This is a genomic window from Pantoea sp. X-Soil-TKNS-1211 (assembly GCF_059730495.1).
On the sequence record NZ_AP035954.1, the window covers coordinates 21,185 to 40,668 of the forward strand.

At 52.8% G+C, this 19,484-nt stretch carries 19 protein-coding genes; 11 read left to right on the forward strand and 8 right to left on the reverse strand.

The window, feature by feature from the left end:
• The first annotated feature begins 68 nt into the window (after positions 1-68).
• The 6 genes from AC6I8W_RS20620 to AC6I8W_RS20645 all read left to right on the forward strand — a co-directional run bounded on the left by AC6I8W_RS20620 (position 69) and on the right by AC6I8W_RS20645 (position 8,048).
• Positions 69-2,606 carry a type VI secretion system Vgr family protein gene (locus AC6I8W_RS20620; RefSeq protein ID WP_497838526.1) on the forward strand — a complete coding sequence of 846 codons (2,538 nt, stop codon included), beginning with the start codon at positions 69-71 and terminating at the stop codon, positions 2,604-2,606.
• Positions 2,603-4,747, forward strand: coding sequence for a T6SS effector phospholipase Tle3 domain-containing protein (locus AC6I8W_RS20625; protein WP_497838527.1), 2,145 nt, complete (start codon positions 2,603-2,605; stop codon positions 4,745-4,747). The genes AC6I8W_RS20620 and AC6I8W_RS20625 overlap by 4 nt, the downstream gene beginning before the upstream one ends.
• Positions 4,747-5,487: a T6SS immunity protein Tli3 family protein gene (locus AC6I8W_RS20630; protein ID WP_497838528.1), complete on the forward strand. Its 741-nt coding sequence runs from the start codon at positions 4,747-4,749 to the stop codon at positions 5,485-5,487. The genes AC6I8W_RS20625 and AC6I8W_RS20630 overlap by 1 nt, the downstream gene beginning before the upstream one ends.
• Positions 5,488-5,598: 111 nt before the next feature.
• Positions 5,599-6,339 carry a T6SS immunity protein Tli3 family protein gene (locus tag AC6I8W_RS20635; RefSeq protein ID WP_497838529.1) on the forward strand — a complete coding sequence of 247 codons (741 nt, stop codon included), beginning with the start codon at positions 5,599-5,601 and terminating at the stop codon, positions 6,337-6,339.
• Positions 6,340-6,387: 48 nt separating this feature from the next.
• Positions 6,388-6,651 (forward strand): PAAR domain-containing protein, encoded by a 264-nt coding sequence (locus AC6I8W_RS20640; protein ID WP_497838530.1) that lies wholly within the window; start codon positions 6,388-6,390, stop codon positions 6,649-6,651.
• A complete protein-coding gene (locus tag AC6I8W_RS20645; protein WP_497838531.1) occupies positions 6,648-8,048 on the forward strand; it encodes a hypothetical protein in 1,401 nt (466 codons plus the stop codon). The genes AC6I8W_RS20640 and AC6I8W_RS20645 overlap by 4 nt, the downstream gene beginning before the upstream one ends.
• Before the next feature lie 67 nt (positions 8,049-8,115).
• Here the strand turns inward: AC6I8W_RS20645 and AC6I8W_RS20650 are convergent, their stop codons facing one another.
• The 6 genes from AC6I8W_RS20650 to AC6I8W_RS20675 form a co-directional block, all read right to left on the reverse strand.
• Positions 8,116-9,387, reverse strand: a complete 1,272-nt coding sequence (locus tag AC6I8W_RS20650; protein WP_497838532.1) for an alanine racemase — start codon at positions 9,385-9,387, stop codon at positions 8,116-8,118.
• A gap of 11 nt (positions 9,388-9,398) precedes the next feature.
• Entirely contained in the window at positions 9,399-10,136 is a 738-nt protein-coding gene (locus AC6I8W_RS20655; RefSeq protein ID WP_480372115.1) for an amino acid ABC transporter ATP-binding protein, read from the reverse strand.
• A complete protein-coding gene (locus AC6I8W_RS20660; protein WP_497838533.1) occupies positions 10,133-10,777 on the reverse strand; it encodes an amino acid ABC transporter permease in 645 nt (214 codons plus the stop codon). Before AC6I8W_RS20660 ends, AC6I8W_RS20655 begins: the two co-directional genes overlap by 4 nt.
• Positions 10,774-11,511, reverse strand: coding sequence for an amino acid ABC transporter permease (locus AC6I8W_RS20665; protein ID WP_497838534.1), 738 nt, complete (start codon positions 11,509-11,511; stop codon positions 10,774-10,776). The genes AC6I8W_RS20660 and AC6I8W_RS20665 overlap by 4 nt, the downstream gene beginning before the upstream one ends.
• 49 nt (positions 11,512-11,560) lie before the next feature.
• Positions 11,561-12,385: an ABC transporter substrate-binding protein gene (locus tag AC6I8W_RS20670; RefSeq protein ID WP_497838535.1), complete on the reverse strand. Its 825-nt coding sequence runs from the start codon at positions 12,383-12,385 to the stop codon at positions 11,561-11,563.
• Between the two features lie 109 nt (positions 12,386-12,494).
• On the reverse strand, positions 12,495-12,887 hold the full coding sequence (locus tag AC6I8W_RS20675) for a RidA family protein (RefSeq protein ID WP_497838536.1): 393 nt from the start codon (positions 12,885-12,887) through the stop codon (positions 12,495-12,497).
• A gap of 404 nt (positions 12,888-13,291) precedes the next feature.
• On the opposite strand from AC6I8W_RS20675, the gene AC6I8W_RS20680 reads away from it, so the two are divergent.
• Positions 13,292-14,044 carry an IclR family transcriptional regulator gene (locus tag AC6I8W_RS20680; RefSeq protein ID WP_497838537.1) on the forward strand — a complete coding sequence of 251 codons (753 nt, stop codon included), beginning with the start codon at positions 13,292-13,294 and terminating at the stop codon, positions 14,042-14,044.
• A 120-nt stretch (positions 14,045-14,164) separates the two neighbouring features.
• Positions 14,165-15,271 (forward strand): ABC transporter substrate-binding protein, encoded by a 1,107-nt coding sequence (locus AC6I8W_RS20685; protein ID WP_497838538.1) that lies wholly within the window; start codon positions 14,165-14,167, stop codon positions 15,269-15,271.
• Positions 15,272-15,308: 37 nt separating this feature from the next.
• Here the strand turns inward: AC6I8W_RS20685 and AC6I8W_RS20690 are convergent, their stop codons facing one another.
• A complete protein-coding gene (locus AC6I8W_RS20690) occupies positions 15,309-16,172 on the reverse strand; it encodes a DMT family transporter (protein WP_497838539.1) in 864 nt (287 codons plus the stop codon).
• 119 nt (positions 16,173-16,291) lie between these two features.
• Between AC6I8W_RS20690 and AC6I8W_RS20695 the strand changes: the two genes are divergently transcribed.
• The 3 genes from AC6I8W_RS20695 (at position 16,292) to ymcF (ending at position 18,270) form a co-directional block, all read left to right on the forward strand.
• Complete coding sequence (locus AC6I8W_RS20695; RefSeq protein WP_497838540.1) at positions 16,292-17,680, forward strand: aminotransferase-like domain-containing protein; 1,389 nt, start codon at positions 16,292-16,294, stop codon at positions 17,678-17,680.
• Between the two features lie 205 nt (positions 17,681-17,885).
• Complete coding sequence (gene cspE, locus AC6I8W_RS20700; protein WP_497838541.1) at positions 17,886-18,098, forward strand: transcription antiterminator/RNA stability regulator CspE; 213 nt, start codon at positions 17,886-17,888, stop codon at positions 18,096-18,098.
• A gap of 1 nt (position 18,099) precedes the next feature.
• Complete coding sequence (ymcF, locus tag AC6I8W_RS20705) at positions 18,100-18,270, forward strand: cold shock small protein YmcF (RefSeq protein ID WP_497838778.1); 171 nt, start codon at positions 18,100-18,102, stop codon at positions 18,268-18,270.
• 89 nt (positions 18,271-18,359) lie between these two features.
• On the opposite strand, the gene AC6I8W_RS20710 is transcribed toward ymcF, so the two are convergent.
• Positions 18,360-19,457, reverse strand: coding sequence for an NADH:flavin oxidoreductase/NADH oxidase (locus AC6I8W_RS20710; protein ID WP_497838542.1), 1,098 nt, complete (start codon positions 19,455-19,457; stop codon positions 18,360-18,362).
• Positions 19,458-19,484: the final 27 nt, after the last annotated feature.

Sequence of the window (19,484 nt, forward strand, 5' to 3'; positions counted from 1 at the left end):
AAATCACCGTTGTTGACTATTCTCTCCCGCAACTAAATGTGGTGAAACGACTTTCAGGGAGAGAAAGTATGTTAAATAACACAAATTTTCATGAGGAAGTTAAACTCAGCGCGCACAATCGCTACTTGCTGAGCTTCGCAGAATCAGATAGTTACGCTGATGTTGAGTCGTTCACCGGCGAGGAGGCGCTGAGTCAGCCTTGGCGTTATGTTATCCGCTTTACCTGCGAAGATCGTGATATCCCGCCCGATAGTCTGATGATGAAGAAGGCTTCGTTCAGGATCCGCGGCCCTTCAGACGGTGGTTCAAGTCCGCCGCTGCCAGAGGGACGACGGCCGGTGTATCGTGAGATTAATGGTGTCATTACCGCGATGTCTCGTTTATCTGCCAGTCGGGATGAAGCGTTATACGAAGTTGTGCTCGAATCCCCCCTTTCTCTGCTAAGCCATACCCATCGTTACGCTATCTTCCAGAATGTCGCCGTGCCAGAGCTGGTTTGCCGTGTGCTGAAATCGCACGGTATGCAAGGCCATGAAATGGATATGACGGGTCTGCGCTGGACTTACCCCGAACGTGAAATGATTGTCCAGTGGGGAGAAACTGACCTGCAATTTCTCCTGCGGCTACTGTCTGAAGTGGGGATCTGGTTTCGCTTTGAACCGCATAAAACGGCCAGCCATCTGACCGTAATGATGTTTGGTGATATGCCATCGGGGTACGTGTCGGGTCATAACATCAGGGCATTGCCTCAGGCTGGCATGGCGGGGGAACACCTGACCATTCGAGATATGACCAGCCATGCTGCGGTGGTGCCTGCGGCTGTCCATACCCGAGATTATGACTACCGTATCCAGCGCCTCACTGCGTTGGAGTCCTCGGCTGATATGGCGAATGAGTCTGCGTTCACCTGTGGGCGCGATTACCACTACGCGGATATTCACTACGGCGAAGGAGACCGCTGGGCAAGTATGCAGGCGGGGGAGGCGGAAACGTCCTGGTTTTATGCCCGCATTCGCCATGAGCGCCATTTGTGTCATCGCATTCGACTTACAGCAAGGGCTGATGATCCTGCGCTGTTACCCGGTATGGTGTCGGAAATTATCGGGGAGCGCCCTGACGCGTTTTCCGACGGATGGCTGGTGGTGGGCCTGATAAGCCGTGGTTCCCGCGACAGCCCATTCCAGTCTGAACTGAGCGGGATTCCCTGGAGTGCACGCATTTCGTATCGACCTGAGCGGCTCCCACGGCCCGTTATTGCCGGGACCGTTCCAGCGCGTATCTCCGGTCACCATATGAATGACACCTTAGCGCGCCCCGATCGACTGGGGCGCTACCGGGTGAAATTCTGCTTCGACCAGGATGAATGGGTGAAGGGACAGGAAAGTATGCCAGTGCGTCTGGCGCGGGTTTACGCCGGGGATCGTTTCGGCGTGCATTTCCCGTTACTGGATAACACCGAGGTTGCGATTGCTTTCGAGGGCGGTGATCCGGAACGTCCATATATTGCGCACGTCCTGCATGATGTGACCAATCCTGATCTGGTGAATGACCTAAACAGTACCCGCAACGTCATTCGTACCTTTGGCAAAAACAAGCTGCGTATGGAGGACGAGAAGGGACATGAGCACGTCAAGTTGGCAACCGAATTTGGCAAAACGCAGCTGAATATCGGCCATCTGGTGGACGTCAAACGCCAGCCGCGCGGTGCCGGCGCTGAGTTGCGTACTGACCGTCATGCCTCGGTCAGAGCAGGGCAGGGTATTTTTCTGACCACCGCGACACAACCCAATGCGCAGGGTAACCAACTTGATATGGCAGAGACGATCCGCCATCTGGAACAGGCGCTCAGTCTGGCGTATAGCTTGCAAGGGAGTGCGGGCCATGCTGGGGCCGATAGCGTGGATACCGCGCCGCAGCAACAACTTCAGCAATCACTTTCCGAACTGAAAAAACCTGGCATTGTGGCCTGGGCCGATGCCGGGCTGGTGCAGGCCACGCCGGAAAGCCTGCAACTGTCCGCCGGGCAGGATGCGGTGATTACCGCCAGCAATAATGGCAGCGTAAACATCTTTAAAACGCTGTCTCTGGCGGCGGGGCAGGGGATCTCTGCATTTGTGCGTCGCGTGGGGATCAAACTTATTGCCGCGTCGGGGCACATCAGCTTGCAGGCCCAGCGGGGCAAGCTGTCCGCGTTGTCCGAACAGGATATGCAGATCACCAGTGTGAATGGTGAGGTACAGATTAGCGCGAAAAAGGGGCTGTTTTTGCACTGCGGTGGCGGCGGTATCCGTATCCATCCCGGCGGTGGGGTAGAAATTTTCTCGCCAAAATACATTGAACAGAAATCGCCGACGCTCAGTTATCAACCGGGCGAGATGGCGAAGATTGTTGATCCGGTATTTGTGGCTAACCCGCTGGCGCGCAAGGTCCGGTTGTATCGTGATGGTGACCACAAACATCCGCTGCTCAATCAGGCATTCGAGGTAACAAACTCGAATGGCAGTGTGGTCGAGGGGATAACCGATGCCAACGGATACTCACCGCTACTGGATGTGGCGGAGACCGAACAATTGGAAATCACGTTAATCAGGAAGGCAAAACCATGAGCAAGGAAAATTACGCGAACGGTGTGTTTAACAACCCGGTACTTGGGACTTGTATTGGTGTGGATCGTGAGACCGCGGGGGCGATGCTCACTCAGGACTTAGCGGTGGGCAGCCCGCTACCCTGCATCGTTATTCTGGTGCATGGCGTCAACGATATTGGTGAAGCCTATGAGACGCAGGAGCAGGGGATTGTCGCCGGGTTGAATACCCGGCTGGCCCGCACGGATATGCATATCCATGAATGGGCGGAGATGTGCGGTTTAACCGATCTGAACGGTGCCGCGCGACGTGTTACCCAAAGCGGTCGCTCGCCGGTGATCCCGTTTTACTGGGGATATCGTCCGGTGGATCGGGAAACCTATGACGCCGACCAGCAGCGTTATCGTGCCGAGGTCAAAAAGCTCGGGCTGGAATCGGTACTGCCATATGACGCCTTTCAGGAGAATGATCCGCAACGCCTGAAAAAACTTAATCCTGAAATGCGCGGCTTCTGCAACGATAACTACGGCAATGTGCTGAATCTTGCGGTAACCAAGAATGGTGGCCCCTTTGCCAATGCCACCACCTGTATTCCGGATATGCTCGGGCCGGGTGCCAACGGCGGCGCGATCTGGATGGCGGGCGTTTACAGCCGCAAGCTGAATGGTGGCGACTTTACCCACCCGATTTACGGCAATCCGCACCGGATTTATCAGTTCTTTGCGGCGCAGCGGCTGGCGGATCTTATCTGGGAAATCAGAGATAACCCACGTACCCGCTACGATACCATCAATATCGTGGCGCACAGCCAGGGCACCCTTATCACCATGCTGGCGAACATGATTCTCAGGCAGAAGGCACCTGAATATACCGTTGCTGACTGCACCATCCTCTGCCATTCCCCTTATTCACTGGAACCGCGTTTTCTGGAGAACCTGCTACCGGGCCGCCAGCAGACCGCTAAAGCCCGTCAGGAAACCCTGCGCAACTTTTGCCGCCTGATGGCCACCAACCCCAAATACGATCCTGCCGGGCGCTATCACCCGGACTTTGTGCAGGCGATGTTTAACGACGGCACGCTGGCGCGCAAACACCAGTGGCACAGCGATCCGCGCTACAGCCGTAACAATTATGGCCGGGTATACAACTACTTCTGTCCGGACGATGGCATCGTGTCGCTACAGAGCGTGCAGGGGGTTGGCTGGCGCGGCATTCCCGATCAGGTTGCATCGAGGATGGAGAACCTTTACCAGCGGGCGTTTTGCCAGCACTACACCACCGGCGGTAACCCGACGCACCGGCCATTTGAGAAGCCCGCCTGGCGGGAAGGGGACTTCCGTTATGACGGCCGGGCAACCAACGCGGCCTATCCGTACCACAGTGGCGTGACCCTCAATGCCGAAGCGTTGCCGCAGGTGTTTGAGCTGAGCATGATGGGCAGCAGTCATGACGGAGACATGAAGTTTAAGACCGGGGTAACAGGGGAAGATCGCTATATCGACTACTCCGCCCGTGCCCATGAGGGCGTGTGGCAGGTAAAGGAAACCCGGCACCTGATCTCGTTACACGGCTATGGTATGCAGCCGGGGCATATTCTGACCGAAGCCGAGCTGAGTGCGGTGAATATTCACTACAAAACCCATTTCACCGGTGGGCGTATTATCGGCACGAAGCAGTGGATGGAATATCTGCTGTTACGGAATAAAACCGATCAGGAAATTGATGAAATGGCGAAATATGGCGATCCGGTAAAACTCAGCCAGCATTCGGCCATTGTGATGGACCCGAACGTGCAGGAAAAAGCGGTGGCGTATGACCTGGCGATTGGTAACTGTATGGCGTTTGAAGATCCGGAGTTCTGGCTGCGGCTGAGAAAGCTGGCCGACTGGCGGCATATGTATAATCCAAATGAGGATACTAAGGCTTATTACAAATCTGGGCAATTGTCTGAAAGGGACATCAAGCGTTTCATGAACAAGCCCAATGATGTTTTACCAAAAGGTGAATTTGGCGTTGTTAATGAGTACCATCCTGCAACCAAAATTGATCCGGCTCGACCTGGAGAATTTCACCATAAACAGATCCCATTACCTCAGTGGGATATGCCGGAACCCCTCAGTTATTTAGATCTTCCCGCAACGGGCCACAAAATGGTGTTTTAATGATGCTGAAATATGTAAAAGGAATTACATCGATGGTTATTACTTTGCTCATACTTAGCGGGTGCCAGAGTCACTGGTTAAAACCTCGACAGAAACCGGTACAGGTGGTTTACCGGTTTGATGATCATCGCTGGCTTGAACTGGAGGGATTCCACTGTGAAGGGGCTTTGTGGTTTGTTGATCAGCAACGGGGTATTCGCAGCGAAATATGGTCTCAATTTTACCGAATATTCACCAAACCCTATATCAATGCTTCTGAACGATATATAGCGGTTCCCAACTGGGGTGAAGCAGGATTTGTGGTTTCCAAAGACTATGGAAAAACCTGGCAAAATGCGTCAATTAAAGGTGAAGAAGATAATGGTTCTGATACTCCTGACTATGATGACATCGTCTCTGCCACGATTGTCAATGATCAGGGGTTTCTACTGACCAAACAGGGCCGTATTTATATGTCCTCCCTGCCTTTTGACGATCCGCGCCTGCAACCTGGCGGAACAGGCGTGGATTATGTTGTCGAGTTCAGAGGAAGAAAGATCCCTAACCATATCAATGCAATACAACCTGCTGAAGGCCTGGATACGTCATTGTGGGGCAGGGACTATATTGATCCGCGCATTTTACATCGCTCGGTAAAACAGTATTACACCAACTTCCAGAACCTGCCCGACCGCATACCCGAAGTCAAAAATTATCAAGGCTGGACGCATATGAAATGCGACCTGAATGCCGGACTCTGACCGGTAGCGGCGCGATTTATCGCGCGGTGTTAAGCGCACAAAAAAACAGCGCGATAAATCGCGCCGCTACTATTTGGATCTTCCCTCAACGGGTCACAAAATGGTGTTTTAATGATGCTGAAATATGTAAAAGGAATTACATCGATGGTTATTACTTTGCTCATACTTAGCGGGTGCCAGAGTCACTGGTTAAAACCTCGACAGAAACCGGTACAGGTGGTTTACCGGTTCGATGATCATCGCTGGCTTGAACTGGAGGGATTCCACTGTGAAGGGGCGTTGTGGTTCGTTGATCAGCAACGGGGTATTCGCAGCGAAATATGGTCTCAATTTTACCGGATATTCACCAAACCCTACATCAATGCCTCAGAGCGATATATAGCCGTTCCCAACTGGGGAGAAGCGGGATTTGTCGTATCCAAAGACTACGGAAAAACCTGGCAAAATGCGTCAATTAAAGGCGAAGAAGATAATGGTTCTGATACTCCAGACTATGATGACATTCTCTCTGCTACGATTGTCAACGACCAGGGTTTTCTGTTAACCAAACAGGGACGCATTTATATGTCCTCCCTGCCTTTCGATGATCCGCGTCTGCAACCCGGCGGTCCGGGAATTGACTACACGGTCGAATTCAAAGGCAGAACCTTACATCATCATATTCATGCACTAGATCCTGCCTCCACAGAGAACGCTTCCACTTGGGGGATGTTTTATTTCGATGCCCGAACGCTTAACAGAGTAATTTACAAACATTACACCAACTTCCAGAACCTGCCCGATCGCATACCCGAAGTTAAAAACTATCAAGGTTGGACGCATATGAAATGCGACCTGAATGCCGGACTCTGATTATTTATCCGGTAAACGAAAAACAATGGATATTAAAGGATTAAGAAGATGATAAAAGGCGTTATCCGTCTCGGAGACAAATTATCGCACGGTGGAAGCGTGACTGATGCGACCGGTGAAATATTTGATGGCAAACCCGTCATGTTAGTGGGCGACAGCGCCCGTTGCACGATTCACGGTAAAACCAAAGCTGACGAAGGCCATCCCACATGGACGATGAATGGCCGAAATGTGGTCACTGAGGCGTACCAGGCTAAATGCGGCTGTTCTTTCGTTTCTTCATTACCTGTCGCGGGAGCGGTTGAGTCATGAATATCTGGAAACCCCTGCCTGAACCGCGGAGGCCAGACGAACAGCATATCCCGTACCTTATCAGCATATCCTTCTGTGTCCTGGTGGGAATTGTCATTGCGATTACCAGCGCTCTTGTGATGGAGCCGGACGCACCGGATACGGTGAAAATTATTCGGTTGTTGGTCATGCCTGCCGTTGTTAGCGCCCTCATTTTCACCGTTATCCTGCTTATCCATAATACCAGCCGGTTTTGGGCCGATATGATGCAAACAAGTTATATCGAGATGCGGAACTGGTGGATTCACAAAGCGTCGGCCTCGATCAGGCTGGCTGGACATACATCACTTTTTCCGGTGGAGAATGCCGCCCTGAAAATGGTTCGCCTGGAAGGCGAAATGCCGCCGCAAAAAGATTTCCCCCGTAAACTCAGTATTGGCGTTGATGAGGACGTCGGGTTGAGTCGCACGCAACAGGTGTTAACCCGACTGTTGGACCAACTCGATATCGCAACACTTAACAGGCCAGAAATCTGGCTATACATGCGTAACGCGGACGAGCCAACCCAGAAGGATGCCACTTCCGTCTTGAACAACCATCCTTCATTACAGTACAAGTCAAAAGTCCATCTGCTCCAGGCGCTGCCACAGCGTGCAATGCTGGAAGAATGGATCATAACCCGTTTTTGTGGGACGCGTTTATTGATTGTCATGGAGTTGCATGGTGCCAATGACGACGCTTTCTGTGAATACGCCACGGCGCTGCTGTTTGCGCATGATCACGCATCATCTGACACGCGGATGCCGGTCTGGTGTTTTCGCAGTCTCAGCTGTCAGCAGTATCAGGTCGAAAAATACCTCAACATTTTATTCGCCGCCAGGCAGGTAGTACCGGCAAATTTACGCCACGTATGGACAGGGAATTTGCAGGGTGAAGGTTGGGATTTGCTCACGGATGCCTTAAACGAAATCCCTTCTGGCATACAAGACAATAATTGGCACAGTTTGCCCGTGGCTGAAATATGGACGCCGGGTTACCAGTGGTTGATGCTGGAATGGGCGGCTCGGGCAATTCGTCATGGGCAACGGGGGCAGTTGCTCGCCACACAAGAGAGTGAAAAACAGCAAATTACTATGGCGATGATGTGTGGGGAACTGGTCACGCCATCCGCAGACGATGACGAGCAGGGGCTGCAACTGCTTTATGGCATGTTAAAGGTGATTTGTTTTATCTCACTAGCCAGTCTGGAAGCACTGCTGCTGCTGTTCGCGCTTCCCAAAGAGGTCTGGGAGGATGCTATGATCTACGTGTTGATGTTTACAGGTGGCATGGTCTTACTTGCGGTGGGCGTGATTACCCAGGGTTTTAATATTGCGCGTCGCCACATAAATATGATTATGGCTTATTACCACCAATAATGACGTGCCATGCTGCCAGCGCTTAGGGCGCATGCTGTAGCGGCGCGATAAATCTCGCCGCTACCAATCAGAATGCTGTTTCCAGTGAATCTGTGACGCAATAATCATCATCCACCAGCGGCAAATAACGCCACTTATCAAATGCGGTGCAGGGATGTGAAATGCCACAACCGACCCAGTCCCCAGGCTTCAGTGCATCCTCTTCCGGCAACAACAAATAGGCATGTTGATCGTTCACTTCGCTGATCCGCATGCCCGCTGCCGCGCGTGGCGCACTGCCATCAACATTCCGCACCCATAGCGGATTTGGCAGATCCTGGTCAAAGGGCGCATCGCGACGACCGAAATCAACAAACGCCAGACCAGGCTCGGGGCGCGATAACACACGTCCCCAGATTTCCAGTGCTGCTTCAAAATGATGGTTCGTACCGGGTTGGGCGAACGGCGTGATACGGGCATACAACCCGTTATCATGTGCCATATAGGCACCTGAACGGATCAGCGGCGTGATCGGCAACGACAATCTGGCTTCGGTAAAACAGGCGCTGACCACGTCAAACCAGGCACCGCCACCGGCGCTAAGAATGATGGTGTCACTGCCGAATAGCTGCTTCTCAGCCAGCAGCGCAGCGGTGGCGATCAGCATCTGACAATAATCGTGCACTTTAGCGATACCGGCGGTATCACGACCTGCTCCCAGCGCACCTTCATAGCCTGCCAAACCTACCAGTTGCAGGGCAGGGCTGGCGGCAATCGCGGCAGCAATGTCCAGTGCGTCAGATTGTGAGCGGCAACCGGTGCGTCCGCCACTGACCGACATCTCCAGCAGCACGGCTATGCGGGTGTCGCCGAGATGCTGCTCCAGCAAGCGCACCCCTTGCATTGAATCCACGTAACAAAGAAAGCCGTGGTCAGGATGTTGCTTTTGCCACTCGCCAATCCAGCGGATACCCGCGGGGTCGACCAGTTGATTGGCAAGAAAGACGTTACGGATGCCGAACTGACGCAATGCGCGCACCTGCGCAGGTGTGGCGGCGCTCAGTCCCCAGGCGCCCCCTTCGGTGATGGCACGACGCAGGATCGCAGGAGACATGGAAGTCTTGCCGTGCGCCGCCAACATCACTCCTTGTTCACGGCAAAAATCCGCCAACTGACGCAGATTATTCTCCAGTGCCGATTGCTTCATCAGCATCAATGGGGAAAATACCTTGTCGCTGGCAAGTACCGGAGTGCCGACAGGTAACGGCGTATCGCCGCGACCTGCTACGGATTTAAAGCGAGGTGCGGGTTGCAGTGCATCCAGCAGACCATCCGCCACCAGCGGAAAATGAATCGACATAGCGCCTCCGATCAATGCTCAAGCACGCGTGATAAAAATTGTTGGGTGCGGGGATTCTGCGGATGAACAAAAATCTGCTCCGGCGATCCCTGCTCAGCAATCACACCTTGATCCATAAACACTACACGGTCGGCAGTTTTGCGGGCAAAACCCATTTCGTGGGTGACGACTACCATGGTCATACCTTCGCGCGCCAGGCTGCGCATCACCTCCATCACTTCACCGACCAGCTCAGGATCGAGTGCCGAAGTCGCTTCGTCAAAGAACATAATTTTCGGCTCTACCGCCAGCGCCCGGGCAATTGCCACGCGTTGCTGCTGTCCACCGGAGAGTTGCGCCGGATAATAATGGGCACGTTCGGCCAGACCGACACGCGTCAGCGCCGCCATGCCGCGTTTATTGGCCTCTGCTTCAGATAATTTTTGTGCTTTGATCAACGCCAGCGTCACGTTACCGAGCGCGGTTTTGTGTGGGAACAGATTGAACTGCTGGAACACCATCCCGACGTGTCCACAAATTTCCCGGCTGCGTTTGTTATCATGCAACGGCACATCATTGACCCAGATTTCTCCGCCGTCGGCAGTCTCCAGGCCACTCATAATACGCAACACGGTACTTTTGCCGGAACCGGAGGCGCCAATCAGCACCAGCACTTCACCGGGCGAAACATCAAGGCTGATCTCCTTCAACACCTGAGTAGCGCCAAAGGACTTGGTAATACGGCTCAGCGTAATGGCGGATTTGCTCATGATAACTGGCTCCTGGTTTGATGATGTTGAACCCAACGGGAGAGCGGAAAACAGACAACGAAATACAGTACGGCTACCAGACCATAAATCACCACCGGCTGGCCGATACGATCGACAATCGCCTGGCCCTGGTGCATCAGTTCCGACATGCCGATCATGCTGACGATCGAGGTGTCCTTAATCAGGGAAAGATATTGCCCAACCAGTGGCGGCAGCACGATGCCGCGCGTCTGCGGCAGGATCACGCTAACAAAGGTCTGTCGCTTCGACAGACCGAGAATCCATGACACTTCCCATTGTCCTTTGGGCACGGCTTCAATTCCGGCACGAAACACTTCGGCGATATACGCACCCTGATAGATGCTGAGTCCGAGGATACCGGCGGCAAACAGATTGATTTCATAGCCAAAATACGCCACGCCAAAGTAGATAAACATCAGGGTGATGAGCACTGGCGTCCCGCGAAACAACTCGGTGTAGAGCACGGCAATTTGTCGGGCGACCGGCAACCGGCTGGTACGCAATACGGCGGCAAGCAGGCCAAGTAGGGTGCTGCCAACGATAGCGGTGATGGAAAGCAGCAGGGTGATACCCAACCCCTTTAGCAACAGCGGCAGCGAGCTGATGATCAAATCGCTCATAGCGCATTCTCCCGTTTGATGGGTTTAGTCAGCCATTTTTTTGCCCACCACCAGGCGGACTTTTTTACCTTCGTCACCAGCGGCGGATGAAACATACGCCGTCCCGCCAGGGTGCCGAACCAGGAAAACAGATTACTCAGCAGCAGATACACCAGAGCTACTACGCTGAAGGTCTGGATATACAGCAGGGTACGGGCGTTAATCACCGTAGCGGTGCCGGTCAGCTCCGGCAGTGCAATCGCCGACAGTAACGAAGTCCCCAGTAACAGCTGAATCAAATTGTTGATAATGGCCGGCCACACTGCGCGTGCCGCCTGGGGCAACACCACACTCAGAAATATCTGGCGGCGTGGCATACCTAAAATCCATGCCGCTTCCAGTTGGCCTTTGGGCACCGACTGTATTCCGGCGCGAAAGGTCTCCGACAGATAAGCTCCGACATTAATCCCCAGTGCCAGCACGCCAGCCGTAAAGGCGCTCATGGTGATGCCGAGCGAAGGCAGACCGAAAAAGATGATGAATATTTGCAGCAATACCGGCGTATTGCGGATGAATTCGACGTAACAGTGGCTCAACCAGCGTAGCGGGGCCAGCTCGGAAGCTTTCGCCAGCGCTGCCAGTAGGCCGAGTGTCACGGCCAGCACGAAAGCGAGAAGCGTGACCTGTAACGTCAGCCAGGCGGCGGCCAGAAAGGTCTCGCCATAATTCCACAGGGTTAGCCATTGATAACTCATGGATGGACTCCTTCTTGCGGCGTAGCAAGTTCTGCTACGCCGCGTGCGATCAGAATTGCGGATTCAGCGGATAACGTGGCTTATCGCCGAACCATTTTTGATACAGCGTGGCATTCTCACCGGAGGCATTGATCTCAAACAGGAATTCGTTCAAATAGTTAAGCCACACCTGATCACCCTGTTTCACGCCAAAGGCGTTGTACTCCAGCGGCACCAGTGCTTCATTGGTGACGGTCAGCGTCGGATCGAGCTTGGCCTGATACGCAAGGAAGTTGTTATCCTCGATCATCGCATCGGCCTGGCCCTGTTTCACTGCCAGAATGGCGGCCTGTGAGGAGTCGTACTCCTGGATTTTCACATCGATGCCCATGCTGCGCACTTCATCACCATTGGTCGATCCTTTCACCGTGGCAATGGTTTTACCGGCCATATCATGCGCCGACTTGATGCCGCTCTCTTTGCGTACCAGCATCGCTTCGCTCGCCACGACATACGGGTTGGTGAAGCCAATCTCTTTGGCGCGCTCCAGGTTTCGCGTGAAGTTACAGAACACCACATCCACTTTATTGGTTTGCAGGTTAGGGATGCGGTTGGCGCTGGTGGTGTTGACCATCTCCAGTTTCACACCCATCTCTTTCGCCAGCGCTTTCGCCAGGTCGACGTCATAGCCATCGGGATTGCCGTCTTTATCGTAGAAACCGAAAGGTGCAAAGCTCAGGCAGTCACCCACGCGCAGCGTGCCGCGTTGCAATACGGTTTGCAGCGCAGATTGTGGTGCTGCACCCATGTCTTTTTTCTCTTCCGTGGGGGTACAACCGGCAACGGCCAGCATGACCAGCGCACCACCGATGATTTTTAACGAAGTTGCATTCATTGTTTTTCTCGCTTATTTAATGGAGACGACATGAAAAGCATCAGTTATTAACGCACTACCCTGGTGTGGGCGGGTAAATAAAAAATTAGTTTTTATCAGATGGTAAATATTATTTTCGATCGGCACGGAAGCATTTCATATCCACTTCCACTTTGCAGTCGACGACTAAATCCTGCACGCTACAAATACGTGCTGGCGGATTACCGCTAAATATCTCGCTGAAAACTTTATTAAAAGAACTGAAGTAACGGGCGTCGGTTAACACTGCCGTGACGTGTACCACATCCTCCACCGCATAACCCGCCTCGTGCATAATGGACAGGCAGTTATTAAACGCCAGACGCGTCTGTTCGATGATGCCGCCTTCCACCACTTCGCCTTCACACATCGGTGTCTGGCCCGAAATATATAACCAGCCATCGGCCTCAACTGCACGTGCGAACGGCAGTTTTTGCCCACCGGTCCCAGTGCCGCCTTCAATGCCATAACGTATGATCGTCATGCAATGCTGCTCCTTTTATGAACTGAGAATGACAATCTGCATTGCATGACAACTGTCTGGTATATCGGACTGTTATCTGCAATATCGGATAGAGCAAGATTTGCACAGGATTTTCACTTTTGCAATATGTCTCCAGGGAATTAATTTTTTGTGATGCAGTCGCGATCGCAAAATAAAAAAGCAATGAAGAAAATCTTTGAATGGAAATGTGATCATTCTCGTGATTTAAAAAAACAACCGACACATCATGCGCTAAAATGAGGCACCAAAATAGAACAGAGAAATATATAACCAACCAATAAAATTTTAATTAACGGGGATGGGTTAACGTTGACGCTGGGTGTATGATGCTTTTCTTTTTTACTGTCTGGGCCACCCCCCGACTGCATCAGGAGAATTTGCTTATGCCGGACGAAAAGCCATCGCGTGCGCGCGGCGTTGACCGGGTTATCGACATTTTTCGCCAGTTGCATATTGCTCGCCAGCCTATGGCGATGCGTGATTTGATTGACGCCACCGGTGCGCCGCGTTCCAGCGTGTATGAATTAGTTAGCCTGCTGAGTGAAGCCGGGCTGGTGGAACTGGATGCCGACGGCGCGGTGTTCTTTGGCCGTGAAATGCACTATTACGGTGCGGACTACATGGCGCATAACGACCTCATCCGCCGTGCCCATCAGTTAATGGTTGAGATAGTGGCCCGCCATGGCGAGACGGTTCAGCTGTGTATGCTGGAAGGGAATAAGTACACCGTGGTGCTGTCGGAAAGTAACGCCCATCCGTTTAAAATCACCTCCGATATTGGCGTACGGGTGCCCATTACCTGGACCGCCACCGGCCGTCTGCTGCTCAGCAACTGGTCGGACAGCGCTATTCTCGATCTTATCCCCGAAGAAGATTACCGTCTGGCGAATGGGCAAATCCTCGACAAACAGGCGTTCCTTGAGGATATCCATCGTGCCGGACAACTGGGTTATTGCCTGACGGAAGGATTATCCGAGAGTTTTACCTGCTGTATGGCCGCGCCGATTCGTTCACGTAGCGGTCAGGCGGTGGCGGCAATCTGTTTTATGGTGAGTCGCGATACGCCAGAAGAGCGTCGCCAGACGTTGTTGAATGAATTGATCGTTGCCGGGCAAAAATTATCTGATTTCACCTGAATCCGGTGCATTTTCTCCGTACTCCGGCACAACCCATTGATGTGCAGTTTACTTTTGTATCTTAAGGTTGTGTTAAGGTTATTGATAATAATAACTATTCTTTTTATCACGGAGTTTGCGATGAAAACGCGCCTGTTACTGGCTATGGGGTTACTGGCTTCAACGGCGGCTTGCGCCACCACTTATCCACTCAGTGTCACTGATATGGATGGTCATACTCAGACCATCAGTAAGGAGCCGCAACATATTATTTTGCAGGATGGCCGAGATGTCCTGGCGCTGGCGCTGCTGGACCGTGACGACCCATTCAAACGCGTGGTTGCCTGGAATAATCTGCCGAAAAAGCAAGACACCCAAACCTGGGATATGTTGAAAGGCCGTTGGCCGGAAGCGACGAAAATCGTTGATATGGGCTTTAACGACCAGGGACAGGTCAACCTGGAAAGCGTATTGGCGCAAAAACCAGATTTGATGATTGCCCAACTGCGAGCCAAACCGGCACTGAAGCAATCGGGTGTGCTGGACACGCTGAACAACCTGCATATTCCGGTAGTGTTCGTCGATTATGAACTGCATCCGGCCCAGAATACCGCGCCGAGTGTCACCCTGTTGGGTAAAGTGCTGAATCGTGAATCAGAGGCTAAAGCCTACACCAATTTCTACCAGCAGCATATGCAGAAAATGACGCAGGTTATTGATAAAATTAAAAATAAACCTACGGTATTTATTGAGCCGATCGCCGGTAACAGCGACAACTGCTGCTTTACCCACGGACACAACGGCTGGGGTGGATTGGTTGAAGCGGTTGGCGGTAAAAACATCGGCTCCGCGCTGCTGCCGGGTAACTCAGGTTTCATTTCACTGGAAAAAATCATTGCCATGAAGCCGGACGTCTACATCATGACCGGATCCAAACGTCCGAATACTAACGTGCTGCCGTTTGGTTATGGTGTCGATCCGCAAGATGTGGCTGTCACCTTCCAGAAACTGTTGAGTCGCACCGGTCTGGCGCAGATCGAACCGGTGAAACAAGGTCGTGTTTATGGCGTGTACCACCATTTCTATAACCATCCGTACAATATCATCGGCATGGAAATTCTGGCGAAAGATCTCTATCCACAGCAGTTTAGCGATCTCAACCCGATCGCGGATTTCCACACCCTTATCAAAGACTTCACCAAACTGCCGGATGATGCGATTACCCTGAGTTATCCGCAAAACCAATAACGGATACCGCAGCGGCGCGACGTATCGCGCCGCTGCGTTAGGATGCATACCGTTTTGCGCCAAACACACACATAATGGTGCCACTCGCCACCGCCAGCATCGTCCAACTAACCGATTCGTGTAGCAGCAATGCCGCCAGCGCGAACCCCATAAACGGTTGTATCAGTTGCAGTTGTCCTACCGCCGCGATGCCGCTTTTTGCCAGGCCGTGATACCAGAAGATAAAACCAATCAGCATGCTAAATACCGATACATAAGCCAATCCCAGCCACGCAGAGATGGCGATGCCGCTAAAGCTGACAGGGGCGGTGACTATCGCGAGGGGCAGCATCACCGGAGCAGAGAGTAGCAACGCCCAACTGATCACCTGCCAACCTCCGAGTCGGCGCGATAACTTCGCCCCTTCGGCATAGCCCAGTCCACAGAGAATGATGGCCGCAATCATCAACGCATCACCCACCATCATGCTTCCCGCGCTTCCACCCAGTGCATAGCCGGCAATAATGGCGCTGCCGGCGATGGAGAATAACCAGAATATCGGACGTGGCCGTTCGCCACCGCGTAGTACGGCGAAGATCGCTGTCGACATCGGCAGCAGGCCGAGAAACACAATCGAACGGGCAGAGGAGATATGCTGAACGGCCCATGCGGTTAACAATGGAAAACCGACCACTACCCCTAACGCGGTGATGGCCAGTGCGGGGATATCCGCTGCCACAGGGCGCTTCTGGCGCAGTATCAGTAACAACCCGCAGCCCAACAGCGCCGCAATGGTGGCGCGTGCACAGGTAAGAAATAGCGGATCAAATCCGCCGATGGCGGCGCGCGTGGCGGGCAGCGAACCGGCAAAAATCATCACTCCGATAAAGCCACTGACCCAGCCATTTAATCTAATTTTCATATTTTCTCCTCCCTTAATATTACGCAGTTAACCACTGATTTCGGCAGTGAAACCAGATACAATCCAATACAATTTAACGAAACTGTATTGGTCGATTGGGCAGTACAGCGGGAGAATCTATGACGTTGCGAAACAAAACCCGTATCGAACAATTGATGGATGATATTCGTCAGCAGATCGCCTCCAGGGTGTTAACCCCAGGCAGCCGCCTGCCTTCCGTTCGCGCCCGTGCCCAATCTGCCGGGGTGTCCGTCTCAACTGTGGTGGAAGCCTATGATCGGCTGGAAGCGGAAAGCGTGATTGTCTCGCGTCCGGGCGCGGGTTTCTTCGTCTCCGGGCCGATTGCCCCCCTCGACCTGACACAGCTGGCACCGACCGTGGAGCGCGATATTGATCCGTTATGGATTACCCGCCAGGCGCTGGACGCCGCACCGGATATGCCAAAACCGGGCTGTGGCTGGATGCCGCCGGAGTGGATGTATGAAGAAGGTATTCGGCGTGCGCTAAGGAAAGCGGCGCGCAGTGAAAGCGCGCTGTTGACTGACTATGCTGTTCCGGCGGGTAACCCGGAATTGCGCCAGTTGTTAACCCGGCGTCTGGCGGCGTATGGACTCTCCGCCACACCCGACCAACTGCTACTGACCGATTCCGGGACGCATTCAATCGATCTGATCTGCCGTTTTTTGCTGGAGCCAGGCGATACCGTGCTGGTGGATGATCCCTGTTATTTCAACTTCCACGCCCTGTTCAGGGCGCAGCGCGTTAATGTTGTTGGTATTCCCTGGACCGCCCAGGGACCGGATTTGGCGGCGTTTCAGCAGGCGTTAATGCTGCATGCGCCACGGCTGTATATCACCAACTCAGGTATTCATAACCCAACGGGCGGCACGCTCACTCCGGCCACCGCGCATCGCTTGTTGAAGATCGCCGAAAATTCGGACCTGGTGATTGTGGAAGATGATATTTTTGCCGATCTGGAGACGCACACTGCTCCCCGTCTGGCGGCATTGGATGGTTTTTCGCGTGTGATAGTCATTGGCAGCTTCTCGAAAACGGTATCCGCCTCGGTGCGTTGCGGTTATATCGCGGCCAAACCAGCTTGGGTGGAAAAACTTACCGATGTGAAAATTGCCACCGGTTTCAGCAGCGGTAGACTGGCGGCTGACCTGTTGCTGAACGTGCTGAAAGATAGCGGCTATCGACGCCATATAGAGACGATAAAGCAACGCCTGGCCGATAACCGGCAACAGGTCATGCAGCGACTCGGGGAACTGGGCATTATTCCGTGGCTGGTGCCGCAAAGCGGGTTGTTTGTGTGGTGTGAACTGCCGGAAGGGTTCGATGCTGCGGACATTTCCCGTGCTTGCCTGCGTCAGGGCGTGGTGCTGGCACCTGGCAACACCTTTAGCCAGTCAGGCATGTGCGATCGTTTTTTGCGCTTCAATGTATCGCAATCCACCGATGAGCGAATTTACACGGTGCTACGGGATGTTATGCATACTCATTAATATTTATCTTGCATATGATATTTAGACGTGCGTTAATGCGCCGTCGGTCTGATTAGCAGACAGTATCAAAGTTGGTTCCTATAGTATCTCTCATCCAGTTTAGTGCCGCATTCCAGCCTTTCTCTTTGAGTTTTATCCCAAGATCTGATTCGTTGCTGCAATTCAGCCTCTATCGCCGCAAGGCTCATTGAAAAGGTAATATATTATGTCTAATAAAATTCGTGGAACGGTTAAGTGGTTTAATGCTGAGAAAGGCTTCGGTTTTATCACTCCTGAAGATGGTAGCAAAGACGTGTTCGTTCATTTTTCTGCTATCCAGGGTACAGATTATCGTTCACTTGACGAAGGTCAACGTGTTGAATTTTCAGTTGAAAATGGTCAGAAAGGCCCTTCAGCAGTTAATGTGGTAGGTCTCTAAAATTAAGTTAGTAGCAAACCGTTTCAGATGTCCCCATTGCCAGAGTTCTCAATACAGAACTTCTGCCTTTGACATCACGAGAAAGAATCCTTATGGCGCAAAATGCATTTTCTGCAAATCTGTAATGGTCGCGTTATCCGCGTCATTACCTGCACAGAGAGTCGCAGCTTAATTTATTAAAGCGCCGCATTCAGTATGTTTTAATTGCTGAATTTTTTATTAAAGCACTGCTCAGGCAGTGCTTTTTTGTTTTCCAATCCACTAGCGTGATTTAATGCTGCCTTTCACGCCATGCGGTTCTGAACGCAGATATTGCGGTGGCACATGCACGCTGGCACCCAACTCGGCAGCGGCATGCCACGGCCAGCGCGGATCATAAAGAATGCCGCGCGCCAGGGCCACCAGGTCGGCGTCGCCATCCTGTAACAGGTCTTCCGCCATGCGTGGTTCAGTAATCAGCCCCACCGCGATCACCGGCATACGGGTGACTTTGCGCAACTCACGGGCAAACGGCACCTGATAACCCGCCGACACGGTAATTTTCTGCTGTGCTGACAAACCTCCGCTGGAAACATGCACATACGCTGAGCCAAGTGCTTCAATTTTCTGACAGAATTCAGCGGATTGCTTCACATCCCAACCCCCTTCGACCCAATCGGTGGCGGAGATCCTGACGCCGACGGCCACATGATCAGGCACGGCCGCACGCACCGCTTCCAGCACTTCCAGTGGGAAGCGCATACGATTTTCCAGGCTACCGCCGTATTCATCCTCACGCTGGTTGGCAAGCGGTGACAGGAACTGATGCAGCAGATAACCGTGGGCGGCGTGGAGTTCAATCAGCTCAAAACCAATGCGTACCGCGCGCAGGGCACTGGCAACGAAGGATTGTTTAATCCGGGCAAGGTCAGAATGGGTCAGGGGTGTAGGTGAGTGCTCACCTTCATGCATCGGGATCGCAGAAGGAGCAACAGTTTGCCAGCCTTGTTGCTCCAGCGGAATTTGCGTACCGCCCTGCCAGGGCGCGAAGGTTGACGCTTTGCGTCCCGCATGACCGAGCTGAATTCCAAGGCGAATATCGGCGTACTGACGAACATCGTTAACTACCGTCTGCAAGGCCTGTTCCGTTGCGTCATCCCACAAACCCAGATCCTGCGGTGAAATGCGTCCTTGTGCTTCTACGGCGGTGGCTTCGACGATCAGTAACCCGGCACCAGAAAACGCCAGTTGTCCCAGATGGATACGATGCCATGCGGTGGCACAGCCTTCTTGTGCCGAGTATTGGCACATTGGGGCAATCACGATGCGGTTATCCAGCTCAAGCGAACCCAGTTTGATGGGACTAAACAATTTGCTCATGTGTTGATCCTGGTTTTAGGCCAAAGG

Coding starts and splice junctions, on each gene's coding strand:
- AC6I8W_RS20625 (WP_497838527.1), top strand. CDS start 2,603: ATGAGCAAGGAAAATTACGCGAACGGTGTGTTTAACAACCCGGTACTT.
- AC6I8W_RS20630 (WP_497838528.1), top strand. CDS start 4,747: ATGATGCTGAAATATGTAAAAGGAATTACATCGATGGTTATTACTTTG.
- AC6I8W_RS20665 (WP_497838534.1), bottom strand. CDS start 11,511: ATGAGTTATCAATGGCTAACCCTGTGGAATTATGGCGAGACCTTTCTG.
- AC6I8W_RS20690 (WP_497838539.1), bottom strand. CDS start 16,172: ATGAAAATTAGATTAAATGGCTGGGTCAGTGGCTTTATCGGAGTGATG.
- AC6I8W_RS20620 (WP_497838526.1), top strand. CDS start 69: ATGTTAAATAACACAAATTTTCATGAGGAAGTTAAACTCAGCGCGCAC.
- AC6I8W_RS20650 (WP_497838532.1), bottom strand. CDS start 9,387: ATGTCGATTCATTTTCCGCTGGTGGCGGATGGTCTGCTGGATGCACTG.
- cspE (WP_497838541.1), top strand. CDS start 17,886: ATGTCTAATAAAATTCGTGGAACGGTTAAGTGGTTTAATGCTGAGAAA.
- AC6I8W_RS20685 (WP_497838538.1), top strand. CDS start 14,165: ATGAAAACGCGCCTGTTACTGGCTATGGGGTTACTGGCTTCAACGGCG.
- AC6I8W_RS20655 (WP_480372115.1), bottom strand. CDS start 10,136: ATGAGCAAATCCGCCATTACGCTGAGCCGTATTACCAAGTCCTTTGGC.
- AC6I8W_RS20645 (WP_497838531.1), top strand. CDS start 6,648: ATGAATATCTGGAAACCCCTGCCTGAACCGCGGAGGCCAGACGAACAG.
- AC6I8W_RS20670 (WP_497838535.1), bottom strand. CDS start 12,385: ATGAATGCAACTTCGTTAAAAATCATCGGTGGTGCGCTGGTCATGCTG.
- AC6I8W_RS20640 (WP_497838530.1), top strand. CDS start 6,388: ATGATAAAAGGCGTTATCCGTCTCGGAGACAAATTATCGCACGGTGGA.
- AC6I8W_RS20675 (WP_497838536.1), bottom strand. CDS start 12,887: ATGACGATCATACGTTATGGCATTGAAGGCGGCACTGGGACCGGTGGG.
- AC6I8W_RS20660 (WP_497838533.1), bottom strand. CDS start 10,777: ATGAGCGATTTGATCATCAGCTCGCTGCCGCTGTTGCTAAAGGGGTTG.
- AC6I8W_RS20710 (WP_497838542.1), bottom strand. CDS start 19,457: ATGAGCAAATTGTTTAGTCCCATCAAACTGGGTTCGCTTGAGCTGGAT.
- AC6I8W_RS20635 (WP_497838529.1), top strand. CDS start 5,599: ATGATGCTGAAATATGTAAAAGGAATTACATCGATGGTTATTACTTTG.
- AC6I8W_RS20695 (WP_497838540.1), top strand. CDS start 16,292: ATGACGTTGCGAAACAAAACCCGTATCGAACAATTGATGGATGATATT.
- AC6I8W_RS20680 (WP_497838537.1), top strand. CDS start 13,292: ATGCCGGACGAAAAGCCATCGCGTGCGCGCGGCGTTGACCGGGTTATC.